Origin of the sequence: Aliivibrio sp. S4MY1, assembly GCF_028765545.1 — a bacterium.
Taxonomy (GTDB): Bacteria; Pseudomonadota; Gammaproteobacteria; order Enterobacterales; family Vibrionaceae; genus Aliivibrio.
This window is the reverse complement of record NZ_JARACP010000009.1, coordinates 191,368-211,572: the sequence shown is the minus strand read 5'-3', so window position 1 is coordinate 211,572 and position 20,205 is coordinate 191,368. Positions and strand designations below refer to the sequence as shown.

Annotated in this window: 22 protein-coding genes; 13 read left to right on the top strand and 9 right to left on the bottom strand. The window is 38.0% G+C overall.

The window, feature by feature from the left end:
* From PVK71_RS12275 to PVK71_RS12265, 3 genes are all read left to right on the top strand, one after another.
* The coding region (locus PVK71_RS12275) for a transporter substrate-binding domain-containing protein (RefSeq protein WP_274418751.1) at positions 1-850 on the top strand (850 nt) is incomplete at its 5' end.
* A gap of 57 nt (positions 851-907) precedes the next feature.
* A complete protein-coding gene (locus tag PVK71_RS12270; protein ID WP_274418752.1) occupies positions 908-1,843 on the top strand; it encodes a LysR family transcriptional regulator in 936 nt (311 codons plus the stop codon).
* Between the two features lie 286 nt (positions 1,844-2,129).
* Entirely contained in the window at positions 2,130-3,335 is a 1,206-nt protein-coding gene (locus tag PVK71_RS12265; protein WP_274418753.1) for a NupC/NupG family nucleoside CNT transporter, read from the top strand.
* An 80-nt stretch (positions 3,336-3,415) separates the two neighbouring features.
* Here PVK71_RS12265 and PVK71_RS12260 read toward each other — a convergent pair whose 3' ends face one another.
* From PVK71_RS12260 to PVK71_RS12240, 5 genes are all read right to left on the bottom strand, one after another.
* Positions 3,416-4,321 carry a glucosaminidase domain-containing protein gene (locus tag PVK71_RS12260; RefSeq protein WP_274418754.1) on the bottom strand — a complete coding sequence of 302 codons (906 nt, stop codon included), beginning with the start codon at positions 4,319-4,321 and terminating at the stop codon, positions 3,416-3,418.
* 92 nt (positions 4,322-4,413) lie between these two features.
* Positions 4,414-4,911: a peptidylprolyl isomerase gene (locus PVK71_RS12255; RefSeq protein ID WP_130043420.1), complete on the bottom strand. Its 498-nt coding sequence runs from the start codon at positions 4,909-4,911 to the stop codon at positions 4,414-4,416.
* A gap of 50 nt (positions 4,912-4,961) precedes the next feature.
* A complete protein-coding gene (gene bla / locus PVK71_RS12250; RefSeq protein ID WP_274418755.1) occupies positions 4,962-5,813 on the bottom strand; it encodes a class A beta-lactamase in 852 nt (283 codons plus the stop codon).
* Positions 5,814-5,848: 35 nt separating this feature from the next.
* On the bottom strand, positions 5,849-6,766 hold the full coding sequence (locus PVK71_RS12245; protein WP_274418756.1) for a 1-aminocyclopropane-1-carboxylate deaminase/D-cysteine desulfhydrase: 918 nt from the start codon (positions 6,764-6,766) through the stop codon (positions 5,849-5,851).
* A gap of 89 nt (positions 6,767-6,855) precedes the next feature.
* On the bottom strand, positions 6,856-7,200 hold the full coding sequence (locus PVK71_RS12240; RefSeq protein WP_130043423.1) for a YajD family HNH nuclease: 345 nt from the start codon (positions 7,198-7,200) through the stop codon (positions 6,856-6,858).
* A gap of 173 nt (positions 7,201-7,373) precedes the next feature.
* On the opposite strand from PVK71_RS12240, the gene PVK71_RS12235 reads away from it, so the two are divergent.
* Both PVK71_RS12235 and PVK71_RS12230 read left to right on the top strand, forming a co-directional pair.
* On the top strand, positions 7,374-7,532 hold the full coding sequence (locus PVK71_RS12235; protein ID WP_274418757.1) for a hypothetical protein: 159 nt from the start codon (positions 7,374-7,376) through the stop codon (positions 7,530-7,532).
* A 118-nt stretch (positions 7,533-7,650) separates the two neighbouring features.
* Positions 7,651-7,809 (top strand): hypothetical protein, encoded by a 159-nt coding sequence (locus PVK71_RS12230; RefSeq protein ID WP_274418758.1) that lies wholly within the window; start codon positions 7,651-7,653, stop codon positions 7,807-7,809.
* A 145-nt stretch (positions 7,810-7,954) separates the two neighbouring features.
* On the opposite strand, the gene PVK71_RS12225 is transcribed toward PVK71_RS12230, so the two are convergent.
* The 3 genes from PVK71_RS12225 to PVK71_RS12215 are packed head-to-tail and all read right to left on the bottom strand — an operon-like array spanning position 7,955 to position 10,918.
* Positions 7,955-8,734, bottom strand: a complete 780-nt coding sequence (locus PVK71_RS12225) for a hypothetical protein (RefSeq protein WP_274418759.1) — start codon at positions 8,732-8,734, stop codon at positions 7,955-7,957.
* Between the two features lie 2 nt (positions 8,735-8,736).
* Positions 8,737-9,786: an AAA family ATPase gene (locus PVK71_RS12220; protein ID WP_274418760.1), complete on the bottom strand. Its 1,050-nt coding sequence runs from the start codon at positions 9,784-9,786 to the stop codon at positions 8,737-8,739.
* The gene (locus tag PVK71_RS12215; RefSeq protein ID WP_274418761.1) at positions 9,776-10,918 is read right to left on the bottom strand and encodes a DUF262 domain-containing protein; all 1,143 of its coding nucleotides are present in this window, start codon (positions 10,916-10,918) and stop codon (positions 9,776-9,778) included. The genes PVK71_RS12220 and PVK71_RS12215 overlap by 11 nt, the downstream gene beginning before the upstream one ends.
* A 406-nt stretch (positions 10,919-11,324) precedes the next feature.
* On the opposite strand from PVK71_RS12215, the gene PVK71_RS12210 reads away from it, so the two are divergent.
* The 7 genes from PVK71_RS12210 (at position 11,325) to PVK71_RS12180 (ending at position 18,161) form a co-directional block, all read left to right on the top strand.
* Entirely contained in the window at positions 11,325-11,792 is a 468-nt protein-coding gene (locus PVK71_RS12210; protein WP_274418762.1) for a methyltransferase family protein, read from the top strand.
* A 138-nt stretch (positions 11,793-11,930) separates the two neighbouring features.
* Positions 11,931-12,707: an outer membrane lipoprotein-sorting protein gene (locus PVK71_RS12205; RefSeq protein ID WP_274418763.1), complete on the top strand. Its 777-nt coding sequence runs from the start codon at positions 11,931-11,933 to the stop codon at positions 12,705-12,707.
* A gap of 31 nt (positions 12,708-12,738) precedes the next feature.
* Entirely contained in the window at positions 12,739-13,968 is a 1,230-nt protein-coding gene (locus tag PVK71_RS12200; RefSeq protein WP_274418764.1) for an ABC transporter permease, read from the top strand.
* On the top strand, positions 13,958-15,190 hold the full coding sequence (locus PVK71_RS12195) for an ABC transporter permease (protein ID WP_274418765.1): 1,233 nt from the start codon (positions 13,958-13,960) through the stop codon (positions 15,188-15,190). Before PVK71_RS12200 ends, PVK71_RS12195 begins: the two co-directional genes overlap by 11 nt.
* A gap of 10 nt (positions 15,191-15,200) precedes the next feature.
* Positions 15,201-15,884, top strand: a complete 684-nt coding sequence (locus PVK71_RS12190; protein WP_274418766.1) for an ABC transporter ATP-binding protein — start codon at positions 15,201-15,203, stop codon at positions 15,882-15,884.
* A 131-nt stretch (positions 15,885-16,015) separates the two neighbouring features.
* The gene (locus PVK71_RS12185) at positions 16,016-16,918 is read left to right on the top strand and encodes a DnaJ C-terminal domain-containing protein (protein WP_274418767.1); all 903 of its coding nucleotides are present in this window, start codon (positions 16,016-16,018) and stop codon (positions 16,916-16,918) included.
* A 64-nt stretch (positions 16,919-16,982) separates the two neighbouring features.
* On the top strand, positions 16,983-18,161 hold the full coding sequence (locus PVK71_RS12180; RefSeq protein ID WP_274418768.1) for a hypothetical protein: 1,179 nt from the start codon (positions 16,983-16,985) through the stop codon (positions 18,159-18,161).
* Here PVK71_RS12180 and PVK71_RS12175 read toward each other — a convergent pair.
* The gene (locus PVK71_RS12175) at positions 18,158-19,012 is read right to left on the bottom strand and encodes an SIS domain-containing protein (RefSeq protein WP_274418769.1); all 855 of its coding nucleotides are present in this window, start codon (positions 19,010-19,012) and stop codon (positions 18,158-18,160) included. The genes PVK71_RS12180 and PVK71_RS12175 overlap by 4 nt on opposite strands.
* Positions 19,013-19,272: 260 nt before the next feature.
* Here PVK71_RS12175 and murQ point away from each other — a divergent pair, with 260 nt between their 5' ends.
* The gene (gene murQ / locus PVK71_RS12170; protein ID WP_274418770.1) at positions 19,273-20,175 is read left to right on the top strand and encodes an N-acetylmuramic acid 6-phosphate etherase; all 903 of its coding nucleotides are present in this window, start codon (positions 19,273-19,275) and stop codon (positions 20,173-20,175) included.
* Positions 20,176-20,205 lie beyond the last annotated feature (30 nt).

The window sequence follows — 20,205 nt, the reverse complement described above, 5'->3', positions numbered from 1 at the left end:
GCTAGCCGCAGAAAAAGGAGAGATAGATGTTGGCGTTTCTTGTATATCAATAACTCCTGACAGAGAAGAGCATGTTGATTTTTCACACTCATTTTATGAAACACACTTAGCAATAGCGGTAAAAAACCGTGGTTATCTTGATTCATTTATTAGCATCATTACCAATAAAACCTTATGGAAAGCACTAGGTATTTTTTTCTTTGTCGCGATAAGTGTCGGGGCTTTCTATTATTTTCTGGAGCGTAAAAATAATGACAAACTTTACTCTATGCCTACAAAACGAGGTCGATTAGTTGAAGCTTTTATTCTTGGGGTACTGTTTATTACCAAAGGTCCCTTTAATTATTTTGAATTTAAAACCTTATCAGCTCGAATAATGACAGTATTGATTGCTATGTTTTCTACCGTTTTTATTGCTAGCATTACTGCGATATTGGCAAGTTCGTTGACGTTAGAACAATTACGGTTTGATGTAAAAGGGGTGAATGATTTATCAAAATTAAAAACAGGAGCCAAACAAGCAACAACGGCTTCTTTGTTATTGGGTGATCATAGTATTGCTCATGAAACATATCCTAATATGGGAGAGTTATTAGTTGCTCTAGATAATGGGGACGTTGATGCCATTGTAGCGGATGATGCTGTACTGCGTTATATGATCAAACAAAGCAAAGAAAAAGAGATGCTTGCTGATTTAGTCGTATTACCATATCAGCTTGAAAAACAAAACTATGGTTTAGTATTAGTTGAAAATAGCCCCTATGAAGAGAAGATCAATCGGGCGTTATTGCAGATCCGAGAAACATCAGAATGGCATCAAATACTATTAGAATATTTTACTGAAAATTAATCCAATAATGATACTATCTTTTCCCCAATTTCCCCTTTGAATTAAAGGACATGATAGATGCACGATCGAGCCAGCCAAATGGTGATATTTTACGCTTTAGCAAAAGCGGGAAGTTTTACCGCGGCAGCAAAGCAAATGGGCGTATCTACCTCTCATGTGAGTAAGCAACTGGGAATATTAGAAGCAGAGCTTAACGTTAAGTTAGTACAGCGCACGACACGTTCGTTAACACTGACTGATGCAGGGCAACAGTTCTATTTGTATTGTGAAAAGATGTACAGTGCGATGAGCGAAGCCAGTGCCATTATGGATAATGAACGTGATGAGGTCGCGGGTATCTTGCGTTTAGGGCTATCACAGTCTTTTGGTACCATGCACATTATCCCTGCGATAGATAAATTACGTCATCAATATCCAGATCTTCAGGTTGAAGTTCGTTTATTCGATCATCGTGCAGACATGCTTAAAGAGGGCTTGGATTTGTGGGTGACTAATTTTGAAGACTTACCAGAAGGTTACGTTGCGCAGCGATTAGCGGATTCGCATTTTGTACTAGCAGCTTCACCTGATTATTTGATCGATAAAGCGGTTCCTCATCATCCTCAAGATTTAACTGAGCACAATTGCTTAACTTACCAAAGCCGTCACCGCGACTACAGTAATTGGGATTTCAGCAAAGACAATGAGGCCTTATGCGTAAAAGTATCTGGTAATTATCGTGTTGATTTAGCAGAAGCAGTAAGAGATGCAGCGATTTCGGGATGGGGTGTAGCGTATTTAGCCAGTTACTTATTAACCAATGAGTTTAATGATGGCAAATTAATTCAGCTATTACCTGATTGGAAAGCAAGTCAAAAAATGCCAATTTATGCGGTTTACCCAAGCCGCAAGCACCTGCCAAAAAAGATAAGTGCTGTTATTGATTTCTTACGAGAGCACATTGGCCAACAGCCATATTGGGACAAAGCGTTAATGAAACGGGTTAAGTTATAATCAAACTATTATTCGTCCAATATTGTCATTGATTAAATTACACACAGGCCTGTGATGCCTTTTTAATCAATGGCTTAAATCAATTATCAGCCTTGAAATAAATATCTTTTCCATATGGCAACAATACCCGTAATATCACCTCTTCTTATTTTATAAATCAATAAGTTAAAAAACTCACACAAAGCGTGATCTAGGTCTCATTAACAGTGCGTTAGCAAACCCGACTTGCACGCAAACCTTTGCGCATTAGAATGCAGGCTCATTTTCGATAGCACAGGTTTCTATCATGACATCTTTTCTTGGTATTTTTGCCATTTTACTATTTGCTTACCTATGTTCGACTGATCGCCGTAATATCCCTTTAAGAACCGTTTCTTTGGCGTTTGGGTTACAAATTTTATTTGCTCTGTTGGTACTTTATGTTCCAGCAGGTAAAGAAGTTTTGAACTCAGTAACCGCAGGCGTTTCAGGCGTAATTGATTACGGTCAGCAAGGTATTGCGTTTCTGTTTGGTGGTTTAGCCACGGGTAAAGTCGGCTTTGTATTTGCCGTTAATGTGCTTGGTATTATCATCTTCTTCTCAGCCCTTATTTCTGCGCTTTACCATCTTGGTATTATGCCTAAAGTGATCAACTTTATTGGTGGTGGCTTACAACGTTTATTGGGAACAGGACGTGCAGAATCACTTGCAGCAACGGCAAATATCTTTGTTAGTATGGTAGAGGCACCACTTGTCGTTAAACCTTATTTGAAACACATGAGTGATTCTCAATTTTTTGCTGTAATGACTTGTGGTTTAGCATCAGTAGCTGGCGGTACTATGGTGGGTTACGCATCTCTAGGTGTGGATCTTAACTTCCTGATCTCAGCGGCATTCATGTCAGCACCGGCTGGTTTATTGATGGCAAAAATGATGGTGCCACCAGGTAACGAAGAGAATAACGACGATGAAATTACATCGGTAGAAATCGATCACGCAACTAATGTGTTTGAAGCATTGGCTGATGGCGCAATGTCTGGTTTACGTATTGCAGTTGCTGTGGGTACAACGTTATTAGCATTCGTGAGTGTGATTGCACTATTAAACGGTTTACTTGGTCATGTTGGTGACATCTTTGGTATTAAGCTTAGCTTTGAATTGATCCTTGGCTATTTATTTGCACCTGTGGCTTTCTTGTTAGGTGTTCCATGGAATGAAGCGATTCTTGCGGGTTCATTAATTGGTAATAAGATCGTGGTAAATGAGTTTGTTGCCTTTATTCAATTGATGGAAGTGAAAGAGCAACTAAGCCCGCATTCTGTTGCGATTGTTACCTTTGCTTTGTGTGGTTTTGCCAATATATCAACCATGGCTATCTTGATTGGTGGTTTAGGGAGCTTGGTTCCGGAGCGTCGTTCATTCATCGCTAAAATGGGATTCAGAGCGATTACCGCAGGTGTATTAGCAAACTTGATGAGTGCTGCTATTGCCGGTGTTATCTTGTCGCTATAGACAAAAATGACGTTTGATACGGATAAGATAATAATGAAAGGTTGCGATCAAAAAGTCGCAACCTTTATTTTTTCTAGTTCCTAGTCCTCAAATCTCACTCGAATCGGTGTTGAGCTATCAAATGTAGCCTGATCAAAACTATCTAATTTATGATGCTTGATTAGAGATTGTAAATTCTCAACATAGGCATCGCCACGCGTAGAGTAGTGAGATAAAGACTCAACTAACTCATAACCTGATAATTTACCTTCTGTGCTTAGTTTTTGGCGTAAAGTCCAAAGATCTTTATAGGCAGAGGTCGTATTTAAGTTGTACATGTAACGTGCAGTTCCTGCGAACAAATTATCAAATGCAGCTACTTTTACATGCCCACCAGGGGTACTTAAATACTTACCGCCTTTAGAAGATAAGTGCTCTCCATATAATCCATTCCCTTTAACTGCAAAGTAACTGGTTCCCCAACCACTTTCATCAATCCCTTGGGCTAGAACCATACCAACAGGAATAATATCAAGACGTAAAAGTAGGTCATCAATGTTGTTTGATTTAATATCATAAGACGTCATTAAATCATTTAACCACACCGTTTCTTCTTTCGACCATTCACTTTTAGGTTGTTTTGATAGTGCGATAACGTCATGTCTAACCGTACTTATGCGTTTATTCACCTCAATAATGGTAGGCAGTAATAAACGAATAAACCCTGAAATCTTCTCTTGGACAGGCAGTGAATTCAGATCGCTTGGTAGGTTTTCAACAAAGAACGAAGGGATTTGATCTGTTTTACTTACATTAGCCAATTGATACTGATGCTGCTTAAATTCATTGATAAGAGATTGAGCTGAGTTAAGCGTAGTAACTTTTACCTCAGGGTAGGGGGCGATGAGCTTCTCTGGTGAAATAGGAAGATCCGCAGCAAACGTACTAGAGGATGTAATGAAAAGCAAAGAAGCAGAGATATGTTTTAACTTTTTAGATAAAGACATAAATAGAGTTCCATTGTTAATATTAATAGGATCGAAAACGGTGCTAAACCAGCACCGTTGTTAGTGTTTATGTTGAGATAACAAAGAGCTCGTTACTCTTCAACGATCGTCACTTTCTCGATCACAATACTCTCTTTTGGAACATCGTCAAACTCACCAATAGATTTGGTTTTGATCTTTGCTATTTTCTTAACCACATCCATGCCAATCGTCACTTCACCAAATACCGCATAACCCCAGCCTGCGTTAGTGGTTGCAGTGTGATCAAGAAAAGTATTGTTCGCGATATTAATAAAGAATTCACTGGTGGCAGAGTGAGGGGCATCAGTGCGCGCCATAGCGATAGTACCGTTTAAGTTTTTCAAACCACGGTTCGCTTCATTAACAATAGGGGCACGCATTTCTTTTTCTTGCATATCAGCCGTGAAACCACCGCCTTGGATCATAAAACCTTTGATCACTCGATGAAAAATAGTGCCTTCGTAAAAACCATCTTGGCAATATTTTAAAAAGTTTTTAGAGCTTACAGGTGCTTTTTCTTTGTTTAGCTCAATGTGTATATCGCCGAAATTGGTAGTAAAAATAATCATACAGTTAATGTCTATTTAAAAAGTAATTGGGGAAGATTATACGTAGTTTCTTAGTTTATGTTGAACTCTTTGAATATCGCATTGCCCACTTCTACAATAATTTGATTGCGTGAAGCCATATCTAAATTCGTTTGAGTCAAATAGATAGAAATAATGATAGGCGCACGCTTTTCATTCCATAGAACAGCAGTGATACCACGAGATCCAAAACCTCCAGCACCAGAGCGATCCGCAATTGACCAGTTTCTTGGAAGAATCGAACGTAATAGTGGATCAGAGACTTTATTATTGACCATCCAACCTTTTAAGGTATTTTTGTCTGCTGTGGTAAGTGTTTGACCAAATAATAGCTCATTAAGTGTATTTGTCATCGCATTTGGAGTCGTTGTATCCCTCACATCCCCCTTTTGTGCTTCATTTAATTCAGGTTCAATACGGTCTAATCGAGTAATGTCATCACCAATTAAGCGTAAGAAAAGCGTGAGAGAAGTTGGGGTTCCAGTTTGCTCTAATACTATATTGGCTGCAGTATTGTCACTCATCAGCATCGTAGCTTCGCATGCGCTCTCTGTACTAATTGTTTCACCGATGAACTTTTCAGTGATTGGAGACCATGGAATGATGGATTCTTGAGTCACTCTTGTTAGTGCTTCTTTATCTAAAAGGTCATTACTTGAGTTATACAGCATTTGAGCACAAAGCAGAGTTTTAAATGTACTCATCATTGGAAAGCGTTGGTCGCCTTTATAGCTCCAGGTAGTATCTGTTGCGGTATCTAGGACTGAAATACCGATAGTACCAGAGCTTGATAACTCAATGGCTTCAATGGTTTCTAATGTAGAAGAAGCAAATACAGAGTGAGAGAGCAAAGTTAAGCAAAAAAGCAGTGCGTTACGTTTCATTATTAGTCCTAAAGAATATCTTTTATAAATATAGATTAATCAAATTTTCGTTGGTAACGAGGCAACATACTTTCGTTACCTAACAAACCACCTTGATGGATATAAACTAACGTTTGATTGGCGTTATTTGGTATCCAATCATTCAAGCAGCGCCACATTAGAGGGTCGTACAGTAACTCAAACTCAACACCAGTTTGTAAGAGAAGTGTCTTCCACATTTCGTAATCGTGACGATATAACTTTCCAAAATGATGTTTTTTCGTTGGTGTTAAAATCTCAGGATGATCGGTTTCCCCAAGTTCTAAAAATTGTGCGGTAAGATAAGCATCTCCGCCAACACAGGCACAGGTAATCACGTTTATATCGTGGGCTTTTAAATGTTTATGAAGAAACAGCGCCGTTGTTCCTGTACCAGAAGGTAAAGCCACGGTTAGAGAGGTCAATCTCTGTTCTTTCTTCCATTCAATAAGCTCTGCTGCCAATTGCTTTACGCCGCTTTCAGCCAAACCACAACGGCCGCCTTCAGGCACAAATAATTCATGCTCGTTTGGCTGCCTAACTTGTTGAATGTAATCTAAGCTCCCTAGTGTGCTGCCATCATCTAGTTTGGCGTTATCTGTCTCATTTAACGCGATAATATTTGCGCCAAGATCCAATGCCGCACGATAGTTCCCTTTTGGTGATTCTTTTAAGAATGAAGGAACATGGTCAACGTAAAAATCTAACTGCCAACCTTTTAGTTGAGCCAACGCCGCTAACGAGTAGAGAGAGTTTGCCTGTGGTGAACCATAACCAATAATCGTGGTAATCGCAGGAAAATCACCGTCTAACAATCCCATAAATTTACGAGCTTTATTGCCAGAAAATTGAGGATGAAGTTTATCATCGCGCTTCAAATAGAAATCGACACCATTAAATTGATGCTGAGTTATGGGGCTATTTTGGATTTTCATGATGAGGCTTAGGTATTAGTAAAAGAAAGGAGATAATAATGACCTTTCTGAGGTTTGAAAGGTCATCTGACGAATAAATGAATATTAAGTTACTTCTTCATCATCGCTTTTAAATCAGCAAATGGGTTGTGTGTCGCAGTTTGGTGATCGTCTTGGCCAGCTTTAATTTCAGAGCCGTATTGATCATGCTCTGTGTATTTTGAATGCTCATGGTCGTGACAGAAAAGGCACAAAAGCTCCCAGTTACTGCCATCATTTGGGTTATTCGTATGGTCGTGATCTTTATGGTGAACCGTTAACTCACGTAAATTTGAATAAACAAATTCACGCGCACAGTTACCACAAACCCAAGGGTACAGTTTTAATGCTTTTTCACGGTAGCCACTTTCTTGACGGGCATAAGCGGCACTAGAGCCATAAAAATCTGATGACATAATATTCATTTCCTTTCTAACCTTTTAATTTTAAAGGTTTTTCTTTAAAAATAACGACTTAGCATATTAGCTTTTCGTATATATAAACATATAAATACCAATAACGGTATTGTTTTGAGTCACAATGTAGTCATTTTTTCAGCGTGGCACTCATTGCCTTAAATGCCGTCATCATGGCAAACCCAATTGGCCTAATGGTTGCGGCGATTGGCTGGGTATGGGATGGCATTAAATCCATGATAAGCATGCTGCCAGATGCACTTATTCCGGATGGTTGGAAAGCCTCAGTGGAAGATGCCGGAAAGAGGTGGATAAGCTCAGCACCAAACTGAGTAATGTGAAAGATAAGAACGCCAAGCTAGGTATCACAGCTACAGAAAGACAACATCAACCATTGTAACGTCATACCACAATCAACCAAAACAAAGCTTATCAGGCAACATTATCCCAATGTCTAAAGCGGCACGATTAACCAACCAAACAGTGAAAAGCCAAGCAGAAGTAGCACTTACTATCAAATCAGATAAACCAGTTACTATTGATAAGGCAAAGAGCGAGAAGGGCACTGATTTAAGTTTGAATGTGGGGAATATGAGTATGAGTTATTAACAGAACAAAGCCGAAAATGCCGAGGAGTGTAACCCCCTCGGCGAGGAACGTAAGCGAAGGCTTCACAGAAATTTTCTAGCTGCTTTAAGGTGATCTTGAATAAAGTTAGATGCTTGAATGTTATATTTAAAAAATCGCTTTAGAATTAAATGGCTCTTAAAACACAGGTAATTTCTTTAGTATTTTTCCATAAGTAAATGAAACCACTTGATAAGATAACTTCAATCGTTGAGTTCGGTTTATGGATTATAAAATAGCGGTCATGATTACTGTTTAGTGAGTAGCGCTCTCCTTGATAACCTTCCATTGTCCATTCAACATGTTTACCTTCAATATAGGGTTTCCTTTGACGAGTTTTTGTTCCATAACCTACAAACTCAATTGTGAGTATTTTTTTAGGGAGTATGTCATCAAACAATTTCTCGGTTGTTAAAGCACCTTGAACATTCCAATCAGAAAAAAAGAAGCTATCACAGATTGTTACTTTATCAGCATTTTCACATAAGGATTTTAGATGCTCTATTAAATCAGCTCTGTCCACGCTCGCTTGACATGTTTTAGAGTAATTAAGTTCTATATTAGGATTATTTATATTTAAATAAGGATAACTATCTTTTGAGCTATCTGCTGTTAAAATTAACTTATATTTTGAATCTTTAGCTAATTCTTCGATAGTTTTTTGTGGATATCCTCCAGATAAAAAACTGCTCATTAGAGCAGGGGAAAATAAATCATGTAGGTTATACTCATCATTTTCTTCGGTGTTAAGTTTTTGAAAACACCGAAATGCTTGGCATGGTGCTTTAACAAATGGCATTTTTAAATTAGAAAGTAATTTATATATTAAGTCATGGTCTTCACTTTTTCCATTTTTAAACCGGAAGTATTCAATAAATAAGTTATCATCAAGAGTAACTTTATCCATAATTACCCCCCTATTTCAATAAGTTCATTTAAAGTACCATCAAAGAAACCTTTTGGAAAAATGGTTAGAGTATTATTTTCATCTACATAATGACCATTTCCATTTAAGTATAATTTTTCAAATGGAGAATAAACTTCAGATTTATATAAAACTACCACATCTTTTTTATTTAACTCTTTCCTAAATACTTGATGCCTAATTTTGTTTAATAGATGTTCACAATGTGTTTCCAGTAATAATTGTATTCCATTTTTAGCTATGAATGAAAAAAATACTCCAAGTTGAGCTTGTGCTTTCGGATGTAGATGAATCTCAGGGTTTTCTATAATTATAAGGTCATCTTTCTTTGCTATTAAGCATAAAATAATTATTTTAGCAACATAGCTCATTCCTGCTCCTAAGTTAAATGGAGATACTTGGCCTAGTTTATCATCTTCGAAAAAAACGCTTACTTTTGAAGATGATTGGCTTTCAGTTTTTAATTCTGTTTTTGTATCGGTAATGAAGCTTAGCCATCTACCAACTTGATAGGCTAGAGTTGGAGACTCATTAAAACGGCATAAACTATCAGATAGAACTTTGTCTTTAACCTTTTCAAAATATGAAAAGACATGCTGGGCTGATGTACCAACCTTACTTTCGCTTATGGTAGACGTGTCATCAGGACCTTGTCTATTTGCATTTAAATAAAATAATTCTGGATCAGTATTATTCTCAGGAAGATCAAGTCCATATAATCCATCCCCTGATTTAATAATATTATCAGCAGTTATTGTTAAATTATATTTTCCATAATCAGAATCAATACTTATATTAATTTCTCTAGAATTATTATTTTTGTTTCTTATTTCAGAAAATCTATCTAGATAATTAGTTAGTGGCTCCATTTTATATTTATTTTCGATACTAGAATGTCGAATAGCTAAAAGTATCGATTGTATTAATGTTGATTTTCCAGAAGAGTTAACTCCTGTGATAATTGTTAAAGGTTTTAAAGGTAAAGATTCCTTACTTAAACTTTTAAATCCAACTGCATCAATTTTATTTAGCAATTCTTATTTCCTCAATAATTTCTTTAGCCAAATGAATTCTATTATTCAATGAAGATATGGTTTTATAATCCAATGAAAGAGATTTATCTTCTCTAATATAATCCTTGTATTTATTTATAATAGAATGTACTAAATCTTTACTTCTATTTCCTAAGTCTATTTTTTCTTTTGTAAAATAATTTCCTAATATAAATGGAATCATTTCAAAAAGAGATATGATTGTTCTATTGTTGGATCCTGAATATCTAAACGCATCCTCACCGAGAACAATTATAGAATAGTATAAGCACCAAACAGTATGTATATATAACTGTTCAACAAAAGATTCATCGCACCCATTTAAAAACTTCATTGTCATGGAATGTAATTCATTGATATCATTTGTTTGTAGAGCTTCATTACAATTCACATACCCAAATGCACACAGATGAAATGTTACACAACGTAGTGCCATATATTCTTTTTGCATACGACTTGAGTCTGTTTTCGCTATATTAAAATAAGCAAATCTTTCATCATTGGCTATATCATATAATAGTTTAGTTGATAAACCTTGATGTAGAGCATGTCTCATCTCCTGTTGGTTTAGTTGTGTTCCACCGCGGTTTATTCTATCAAATATGTAAAATTTGATTACGTCTGGCGTCGGTGGTTGCACAATGTAGGTATGTAGCTGGCAGTCTTCTAGTCTAGCTTGCAGAATAGATGGTAGTTTACTGAAAGCAAAACCATTGTATTCCGTGAGTAGTCTGAGTTTAGATAACGGGAAACTGTCTTTCATAAAGTCATATATAGCTGTAAGTCTTTGTTTTCCATCAATGACTTGTTTTTCTCCTTTTTCATTTTCGAATAAATATAGCATAGGAATAGGAATTCCCATTAAAACTGATTCAATCAATTCTGAACGCTGGAAATCACTCCATACATTGTATCGCTGAAAGTCAGGAGATAGGTTAATTCTTTTTCCTTCTATATGCCTAACTATTTCAAAAATACTAAATTGTTCCTTAGCAATTCGAATTGAAGTGTCAGGAGCCATATCATAAGACTTATCGCAACAACTCTCAATTGCATCAGCAATCTCTATATCTTCATTGTTTTCCTGAATAGGCATCAAGTCGCTTTTAGACATATTGAATTCGCACTTACATGTTAGTTCTAAATGCCTTCGATTATGGCATATCTTGAGCATTATCGTCAGAAAAATTTGAATATATCGCCTCAGTAAATAGTAGATAAAATCCGTTGGCATTGATATGACTTAGAATGATGTTAGGTATACTTGGTGATTTTTTGTTTGAGTCGGCTTAATTTTAAAAAGATAGCCCCTAGCTAGAAGGGGCTTTGTTGTATCGGTAGTCACAAAAAAGTCAAGGTGTAGTCATTTTTGCGACAGTTTTGAAGTGCTTTTGTGTTAACTTGTTGATTATTAATCACTAAATTTATCAGTAGAAATCAGATGACATATAAATCTCGACTGCTAAAAGTTAATACAATAAATATATGGAAAGAATATACCACGTTTTTAAGGAGAATAAATGCTATCAAAATTAGAGTTGAGGATCCCACCGCCGTTAGTCATGCTGTTATTTATGGTGACAGTATTTGCTTTTGACAAAATAATGCCATTCGATCTGTTTTATCTACCTTGGTTAACTTATGTGCTTGTTATTAGCTTAATCGTACTTGGCGGGTTCGTGTCGTTATGGGGGGTAAAAGAGTTTAGAGACGCTAAAACCACAGTAAACCCATTAAAACCAGAAAGCAGTTCATCGCTTGTGAATTCAGGGGTTTATCAATATACACGTAACCCTATGTACCTTGGTTTCTTGCTTATTTTACTCAGTTCAGTGGTTTATACCCAACACCCACTAGGATTGGTGAGTGCGCTCGGCTTTGTTACGTATATGAACCGTTTTCAAATTGAACCAGAAGAAAAAATCTTGGTTAAACTTTTTGGTGATGAGTTTGTTGGCTACATGAATCAAGTTAAACGCTGGTTTTAATTTGTTATAAATACAATGAAGCGAACTTGACATTTCTATGACAAAGATTTAGATAATTTCGTCTTAGAGGTCACGAAAATATTAGCCTAAACATTCTATTATGTGTTTATAAATTAAGCATCATGGCTGGGGTGTGATATGAAACATAAAATAAAATTATTGATTAAAATAGTACTGTTTTTTGCGTTTTTCGGCGTAGTAGGTCACGTATTTGCAGCAGATGAGTTAAGTGCAAATACGATTGTTAAAAAGTCGGATGCTCAAATGCGTGGTAATTCAAGTTATACCGAGTTAACTATGAATATCATACGTCCTGATTGGACTCGCAGCATGAGTATGAAGAGTTGGACTAAAGGGCAAAATCTATCTTTAGTGTTGATTACTGGTCCAGCAAAAGATCGCGGCAGCGCGTCTCTTAAGCGTGATAAAGAGATGTGGAGTTGGATACCAAATATCGAAAGAGTGATAAAAATAGCTCCTTCAATGTTGGGACAATCATGGATGGGCTCAGATTTTACAAATGATGATTTGATCAACCAATCTTCTATTGTGGTGGATTATGATCACAAAATAGTTAAACAAGAAGTGATCGATGGTGACAAGACATGGGTAATAGATGCAATAGCAAAACCTGATGCACCTGTGGTGTGGAGTAAAGTACGTTTATGGATATCACAAGAGACGTTCTTACAACGCAAAGTCGAGTCGTATGATGAGTTCGATGAGCTAGTCAATACTATGACAACCTATGATATTAAAGAAATGGGCAATCGCATGGTAGCAACAAGAATGGAAATGGTTCCTGCCGATAAGCCCGGTAATAAAACCGAAATGATTACTCATAAAGCACAATTTAATTTTCTTATTAACGATGAGTTTTTCTCACAAGGTCAAATGAAATCATTACGTAATTAAGCATTTAATTCCTTATTTCTAGGCGGTAAACATGCTCATTAAGTTAGCTTGGCGAAACCTATGGCGACAAAAAAGAAGAACCTTGCTAACGGCCTCTGCACTAGCATTGGCCTTGTTGCTTTCATTATTAATGCGAAGCATTCAAGAGGGCAGTTATACCGCAAATATCGAGAATGCGGCTCGTTTATCTACGGGCCTTATTCAACTGCAAAATCCAGAATTTAAAGAAAGCCAAAGCATTGATGATTTATTGCCAATGAGCGATGACTTTATCAAACCAACCAAGCAACAGCCTAATATTGAATTTGCACTTCCACGTATCGAAACCTTTTCTCTTGCTGCCGCGAATGATAAATCAAAAGGCGTGATGGTAGTGGGGGTTGATCCAACACCAGAAACTGCTTATTCTGGTTTGGCAGATAAAGTCGTTAAAGGAAGCTACTTCTCATCAGGCGACAAAGCCATTCTTATATCAGAAGGGCTTGCCCAATTTTTTAATCTCACCCTTGGTGACGAGGTTGTGCTTTATGGACAAGGCTATCGAGGTCAAACTGCTGCTGGGCTATATCTCATTAAGGGGATTGTGCACTTTCCGATGCCAGAATTGAACAATCAACTTATCTATTTACCCATCAAAGAAGCAGCCCGTTTATTTAGCACAGAAGATCAAGTCACCGCTTGGATACTGCATACTCGTGATTTTTCACAACTGTCACAAACAGTGGAAGATCTACAGATAGGGTATGGCTCAAACGTTGCTGTTCGCCCTTGGAATGATCTTAGCCCCGAAATGGAACAGCAGATCCAAATTGATCGGGTAAGTGGCATTATCATGATGTACATCTTATACGGCATTGTTGGCTTTGGTCTGTTTGCTACCCTATTAATGATGATTTTAGAAAGACAACGTGAATTTGGCGTCATGTTAGCGACAGGAATGGTTAGAGTAAAGCTATTAAAATTATTAGTTCTTGAATCCCTGTTTATCGGATTGTTAGGTATTGCTATAGGCTTAATTATTGCCATTCCTATCTTAGGCTATTTGTATATTAACCCTATTACCTTAACCGGAGATACAGCACAAGCAATGCTAGAAATGGGCTATGAACCTATTATTCCAGTATTAATTAGTTCAGGCTTATTTATTGATCAGATAGTGATCGTTATTGGGCTACTATTGCTCTGTCTTATTTATCCACTGTGGCGTATTTACCATCTTTCGATTGTCTCTGCACTTAAAGGAGGTTCGCATGTTGGTTAAATTGGCGTGGCACAACGTATGGCGCAATAAATTACGAACCTCCATTATGTTGGGAGCCATGATTTTTGGTGTCGCTGGTGTTATGTTGATGATGGGGTTTATGAATGGGATCATTGATAATTTGGTAAAAAATACCATTCAGTGGCAAACCAGTCATATTCAAATCCATCAGAAAAATTACGCATTAAATCCAGACATTAATCTGGTGATTGATGATGAAGCTGAGATAACCAAACAGCTAGAACAAGCACCACAAGTCAAAGCATGGACAAGCAGAACTTTAGTTAATGGCATGATAGCGTCAGCACGCAGTACGCGTGGTATTCAAATAAACGGCATTGATTTAGAGTCAGAGCCTAAGATAACTCCGATTGCAGAACATGTTTTAGAGGGGAAATGGCTTGATGATAAAGGACGCAACCCTATCTTGGTATCACAGAAAACGGCGGATCGATTAAAGCTCAGAGTAGGCTCAAAAGTCGTGCTTACGTTTACCGATACTACAGGAGATGTTACTGGCGCGGCGTTTCGAGTCAGGGGGATCTTTAAAACCTCATCCAGTACTTTTGATGATGCAAACGTGTATGTCAGAAAAGCCGATATTCAACAACTTGGGCAAGTCTATCATGATCATGAAATAGCGATCTTATTGTATGATGAGGCTCAAGTTACTGCTTTTCGCGATCAATTGAGCCATGATTTTTCAAGTAATCACTCTTCAAATAACAATAGCGTGCAGGATTGGCTTCAATTACAACCACTGCTTTCTACCATGATGAATTCAATGAACGCAGGTAATCAAGTTATCTTAGTTATCTTTGTTATAGCAATGGGCTTTGGCATCATCAATATTCTTTTGATGTCAGTCTTTGAGCGAACCAGAGAGTTTGGCGTGTTAATGGCCGTTGGAATGAAGAAAGGCAATATTCGCCAACTAATAATTTTAGAATCTGGCTTTATTGGAATAATTGGCGCGGGTTCTGGTGTTATTTTCTCTTTATTTTTACTCTTTATCCTTAGCAAAACAGGCATACCACTTGAAGCGATGGCTGAAGGGTTAAACGCATTTGGTATTGATTCGGTTTTATACCCAAGTGTCGCTTTTAGTGATTATGTCACCGTTTTTGTGGTGGTATGGTGTGTCAGTGTATTAGCTGGTCTTTATCCTGCCCATCAAATTATTAAAAAGAAACCCGTCGAAGCCATGGCAGAGAAACAATAAGGTAAAAAGTATGACGATAAAAATTGAGCAGTTATGCAAAACCTATAATCCAGAGTCGGATTTTCCTGTCCATGCGGTTGATCACCTTGATTTGGTTATTGAGCAAGGGGAGTTTGTTGCGGTGATTGGACCATCAGGATCAGGAAAAACAACCTTATTAAATATGTTGGGTGGGATCGACAGCGCTAGCTCAGGAAAAGTAAGTATTGATGGTAATGAGCTGACAGTTATGGACGAAAAGAAACTGATAGAGTTTCGCCGTGACAATATAGGATTCATCTTTCAAGACTACAGTTTATTACCTGTATTGACTGCGTTAGAGAATGTTGAGTTTGTCATGCAGTTACAGGGTCACGCAGAGGATAAATGTAAACAAAGAGCTCAAGACTTACTAAAAAAAGTAGGATTAGAGAATCAGCAACATAAAAGGCCAGCACAACTCTCTGGTGGGCAGCAGCAACGAGTCGCAGTTGCACGAGCTTTGGCACCGAGACCACGCTTTATTATGGCAGATGAACCAACGGCAAATCTCGATGCTAAAAGCACCGCCGAGCTGCTTGATATAATGGAAAGCTTGAATAAAGAAGAGGGAACGACCTTTATTTTTTCTACTCATGATTCAAGAGTATTTGATAGAGCCAAGCGGGTAATCGTGTTTGAAGATGGACAGCTGAAAGAAGATAAACAACAATAACTGCCGCATTTTGTGAGATAGATCTTGACCTTAATCTGATAGGACATAAACTCCTTTGATTAGATTTATTCAAAGAAAGGCATAAGCGATTCCGTTTTATGTCTGTTTCTATTCATTGACGAGGTTAAGTCATGTCTAAACGTGATTATTATGAAGTCCTTGGTGTCTCCAAAAACAGTACAGAAAAAGAGATCAAAAAAGCGTACAAACGTCTTGCGATGAAATACCACCCAGATAAAAATCCAGGTGATGCGCAAGCCGCAGATAAGTTTAAAGAAATTAAAGAAGCGTATGAAATTCTAACTGATGCTGATAAACGCGGTCAGTATGATGATTATGGTCATTCAGCATTCCAAAATGGTGGCATGGGTGGCGGCGGTTTTGGCGGTGGTCATAGCCAAGGTTTCAGCGGCTTCGAAGATATTTTTGGTGGCGCATTTGGCGGTCGTTCGCGTGGTGGTTTTGGCGGCGGCGGCGGATTTGAAGATATGTTTTCTCAGCATCGTCAACCGCGTGCGCAAAAAGGGCAAGACCGTCAGTTTAACCTAACGGTTGAATTTGCTGATGCGATCAACGGCTGCGAGCAAGTTATCGAATTACCAGTCAATGGCGTGAACAAAAAAATCAACGTTAAAGTACCAGCAGGTATTGAAGACGGCGAGAAAATTCGCTTTGTTGGTAAAGGCGAAGCTGGCGCATACGGCGGCCCAGCGGGTGACTTATTAATTCAGATTAATACGCGTCCGCACACGCATTTAAAACGTGAAGGTAATGATTTAATTTGCCCAGTAATTACCGACTTTGCGACAGCTGCATTAGGTGGTGAAGTTGAGATCCAAACTCTAGAAAGCCGTTTTAAATTAAAAGTACCAGCAGGGACTCAAAGCGGTCGTAAATTCCGCATGAAAGAAAAAGGCGTGAAGAGCCGTAAAGGTGCGACGGGTGATCTAATGGTGGTTATTACTGTGGCGACACCGACGAATCTGACTGAAGAGCAGAAAGAATTGTTGATAAAGTTCAGGGAACTGTCGTAACCTGATTATTATCAAACAGACATAATACTTATCTAGAATAGGTATCACTAAGGGGCATGAACTGATGAAGAGAATACTCACAAAGTTCGTGCCTTTTTTATTATTACTTCCCTTATTAAGCCACGCTCAAATTCCCGGTTTAGCCCCAGAGAAAAATTGGGATTTAAACGGCTATGTAAAGTACATGGCAACCAGTACCATCCCAAACTCGGGCGACGCTATCTTTGATAATATCGTCCATCAACGTTTTAATTTTGAATACCGATTTAATGATCAATTACGAGTGAATTTGAGTATGCGTAACCGTCTATTGTTTGGTGATAGCGCAGAGTATTCGAATTATAGTGATTTTATCTCTTATGATCCTGGCTATGTTGATTTATCTAAAAATTGGATAGATAAAAAAGGGATGATAGGAAACACACAATTTGATCGAGCTTATCTCAATTGGAATAAAGATGATTGGCAATTTCGAGCTGGGCGTTTTCGTATAAATTGGGGAATGACCACCGTATGGAACCCAAACGATATCTTTAATTCATATTCCATTTATGATTTTGATTATGAAGAGCGTCCTGGAACCGATGCAGTAATGGTAAGTAAAAAACTTGGTTTTGCGAGCTCAATTGACTTGGTTTTTAATCCCAGTTCAGACAGTGAGTTAGACAGCTATGCAGCGCGGTATCTGTTTAATAAACAGGGGTGGGACATGCAGGTTCTGCTAGGTAAGTCTCAGCTAGATTATGTGGTAGGTGCAGGCTTTGCAGGGGATATTTATGGCGCAGGGTTGCGTGGTGAGTTCAGTTGGTTTGAACCCACTCAACGTCGTTATGATAACCAAGATCTCGTTGCATCCAGTGTTTCAAGCCTTGAAATGGATTATCGCTTTAATGGAACTCAAAACTGGGTGATTCAAGGATCTCTCATGCATATCTCTGAGCCTCAAGATGCCGACAATGCAATGGCTTATCTTAACCTCCCACTCAGTGCCAGAACCCTTAGCTTTACTCGTTGGACATGGTATTCAAGCTTAGGTGTGGATTTATCACCATTATCAAGACTCACCTTTATGAACAGTTATTACGATGATGGATCTTTCTTTGTTGGCGTTAATCAGACCTACTCATTAGCCGATGATTGGCAATTAATTGGTGTAGTGCAATATTTTGATGGAGCGAGCGACAGCGTGTTTGGAGAAAACCCTAGTACCTTGCTGTACGCTCAAATCAAATGGAGTTTTTAACGCACTTTATCGATAGACGATGAAATATCACTAATAAGCAGTTTTGCTGTATCACTTCGTGATTGAAACAAGGTCATAAATATCAAATCAGTAATTACGTTCTGCGCCGTTCGAGATGAAATGGACGAACTACGAAACTGACGCTCATCAGCAATGGTACCAATGCAATAACTTGCTATCTTTCTTAATGGATTTTTCTTTGTCGACGTTAACGCAATAACGGTTGCGCCTTTGTCTATTGCAGTTTGCGCAGCGACTAATATTTCTTTTCGATTGCCAGAATAAGAGATCACAATCTGGATATCTCCTATCGAGAGTGTATTTGCTGTGGCAATTTGAACGTGGCTATCTTGTTCTGATAGTGCAATCATGCCAAGTTTAAGCAACTTAAAAGCCAAATCTTTAGCGGTTAATGCTGACCCTCCAATTCCTACAATTTGAATTCGATTTGCCCTGTTTAATAATGAAATAATGACTTCAAATTCGCTGTAATTAATGGCATTTGTCGTTGCAATTAGCGCGTGATGCTTTTCTTGTATCAATTTCTGCGCCATGGTTTGGGAAGAATCATCGCTGTGTATTTTATTATGAATTGGGCGTTCAGGTTCTAGTATTGCGTGTTTTCGTCCTAAGTCTTCAATTATCGCCAGTTTAAAAGCAGTAAACCCTTTAAAGCCAAGTCGCTGGGTTAGCTTAACGATACTTGATTGAGATACGCCCACTTTTTTAGCTAATTCTTGACTTGAATACGATCCAATAGAAGAGGGCGCCTCAAGTATGAAATCTAAAATCTTAATCCCATTAGTTGATAAGTTACTTCTTTGGTTTTGAATTCGTTCTAAAGTATTCATTCTTGTCTCTTTTTTTTGAATTAATTATTCCAAAGTAATAATTATTATTCTAATAGTGGGTTTGTTGTTTATCTAGTTGATTTATTTTGATTATTATCACGATTTTTGATTGTGATAATTTGTTTTTAATAATGATTATTCCATCTATTTTGAGAGTTTAGAATAACTTTTGTTGTGATTTTGGTCACTAAATGGAATTTTTTATTCTTTATGATAGCCAACATCAAAATTGAGCATTTAACTTTTAAAGAGTACAGACAATGAAAATTGATTTAACAACATTAGTGACAGAGAGCCGTAACCAAGCCAGTGAAAATATCGATGTGTTATCAACGGTAGAAATGCTGACAGTGATTAATAAAGAAGATCAAAAAGTCGCTTTAGCTGTTGAAGCAATTCTTCCTCAAATTGCAGAAGTGGTCGATGCCATTGCAATCGCATTTCAATCGGGTGGGCGTTTAATCTATACAGGCGCAGGCACTTCAGGTCGTTTAGGTATTTTAGATGCGAGTGAATGCCCTCCGACTTATGGCTCTAACCCTGATTTAGTGGTTGGTCTAATTGCAGGCGGCCATAAAGCGATTCTAAAAGCAGTAGAGAATGCAGAGGATAACCGTGAACTTGGCGCATCGGATTTACAAGATCTAGCTCTTAATGAGAAAGACGTATTAGTTGGTATCGCAGCGAGCGGACGTACTCCTTACGTTCTTGGAGCAATGGAATACGCAAAATCAGTAGGTGCAACGGTTGCAACGCTAAGCTGTAACCCAAACAGCCCAATGACAGAGCTTGCAGACATTAATATGACACCAGTAGTTGGCCCTGAAGTGGTAACAGGCTCTTCTCGCATGAAAGCAGGAACGGCTCAAAAATTAGTACTAAATATGCTAACGACAGGGGCGATGATCCGCACAGGTAAAGTATTTGGAAATCTAATGGTCGACGTAGAAGCAACCAACGCAAAATTAGTGCAACGCCAAAAGAACATTGTAATAGAAACAACAGGCTGCCAAGAAACAGAAGCGGCTGAGGCTTTATCTCAATGTGATAATCACTGTAAAACTGCCATTTTAATGGTTTTGTCTGGGTTAGATGCAAAAAGCGCGAAAGCAAAGTTAGCAAAACATAATGGCTTTATTCGCAACGCGCTTTCAGACCAATAACGGCTAAGCGATAACAAGGTCATACGTGGC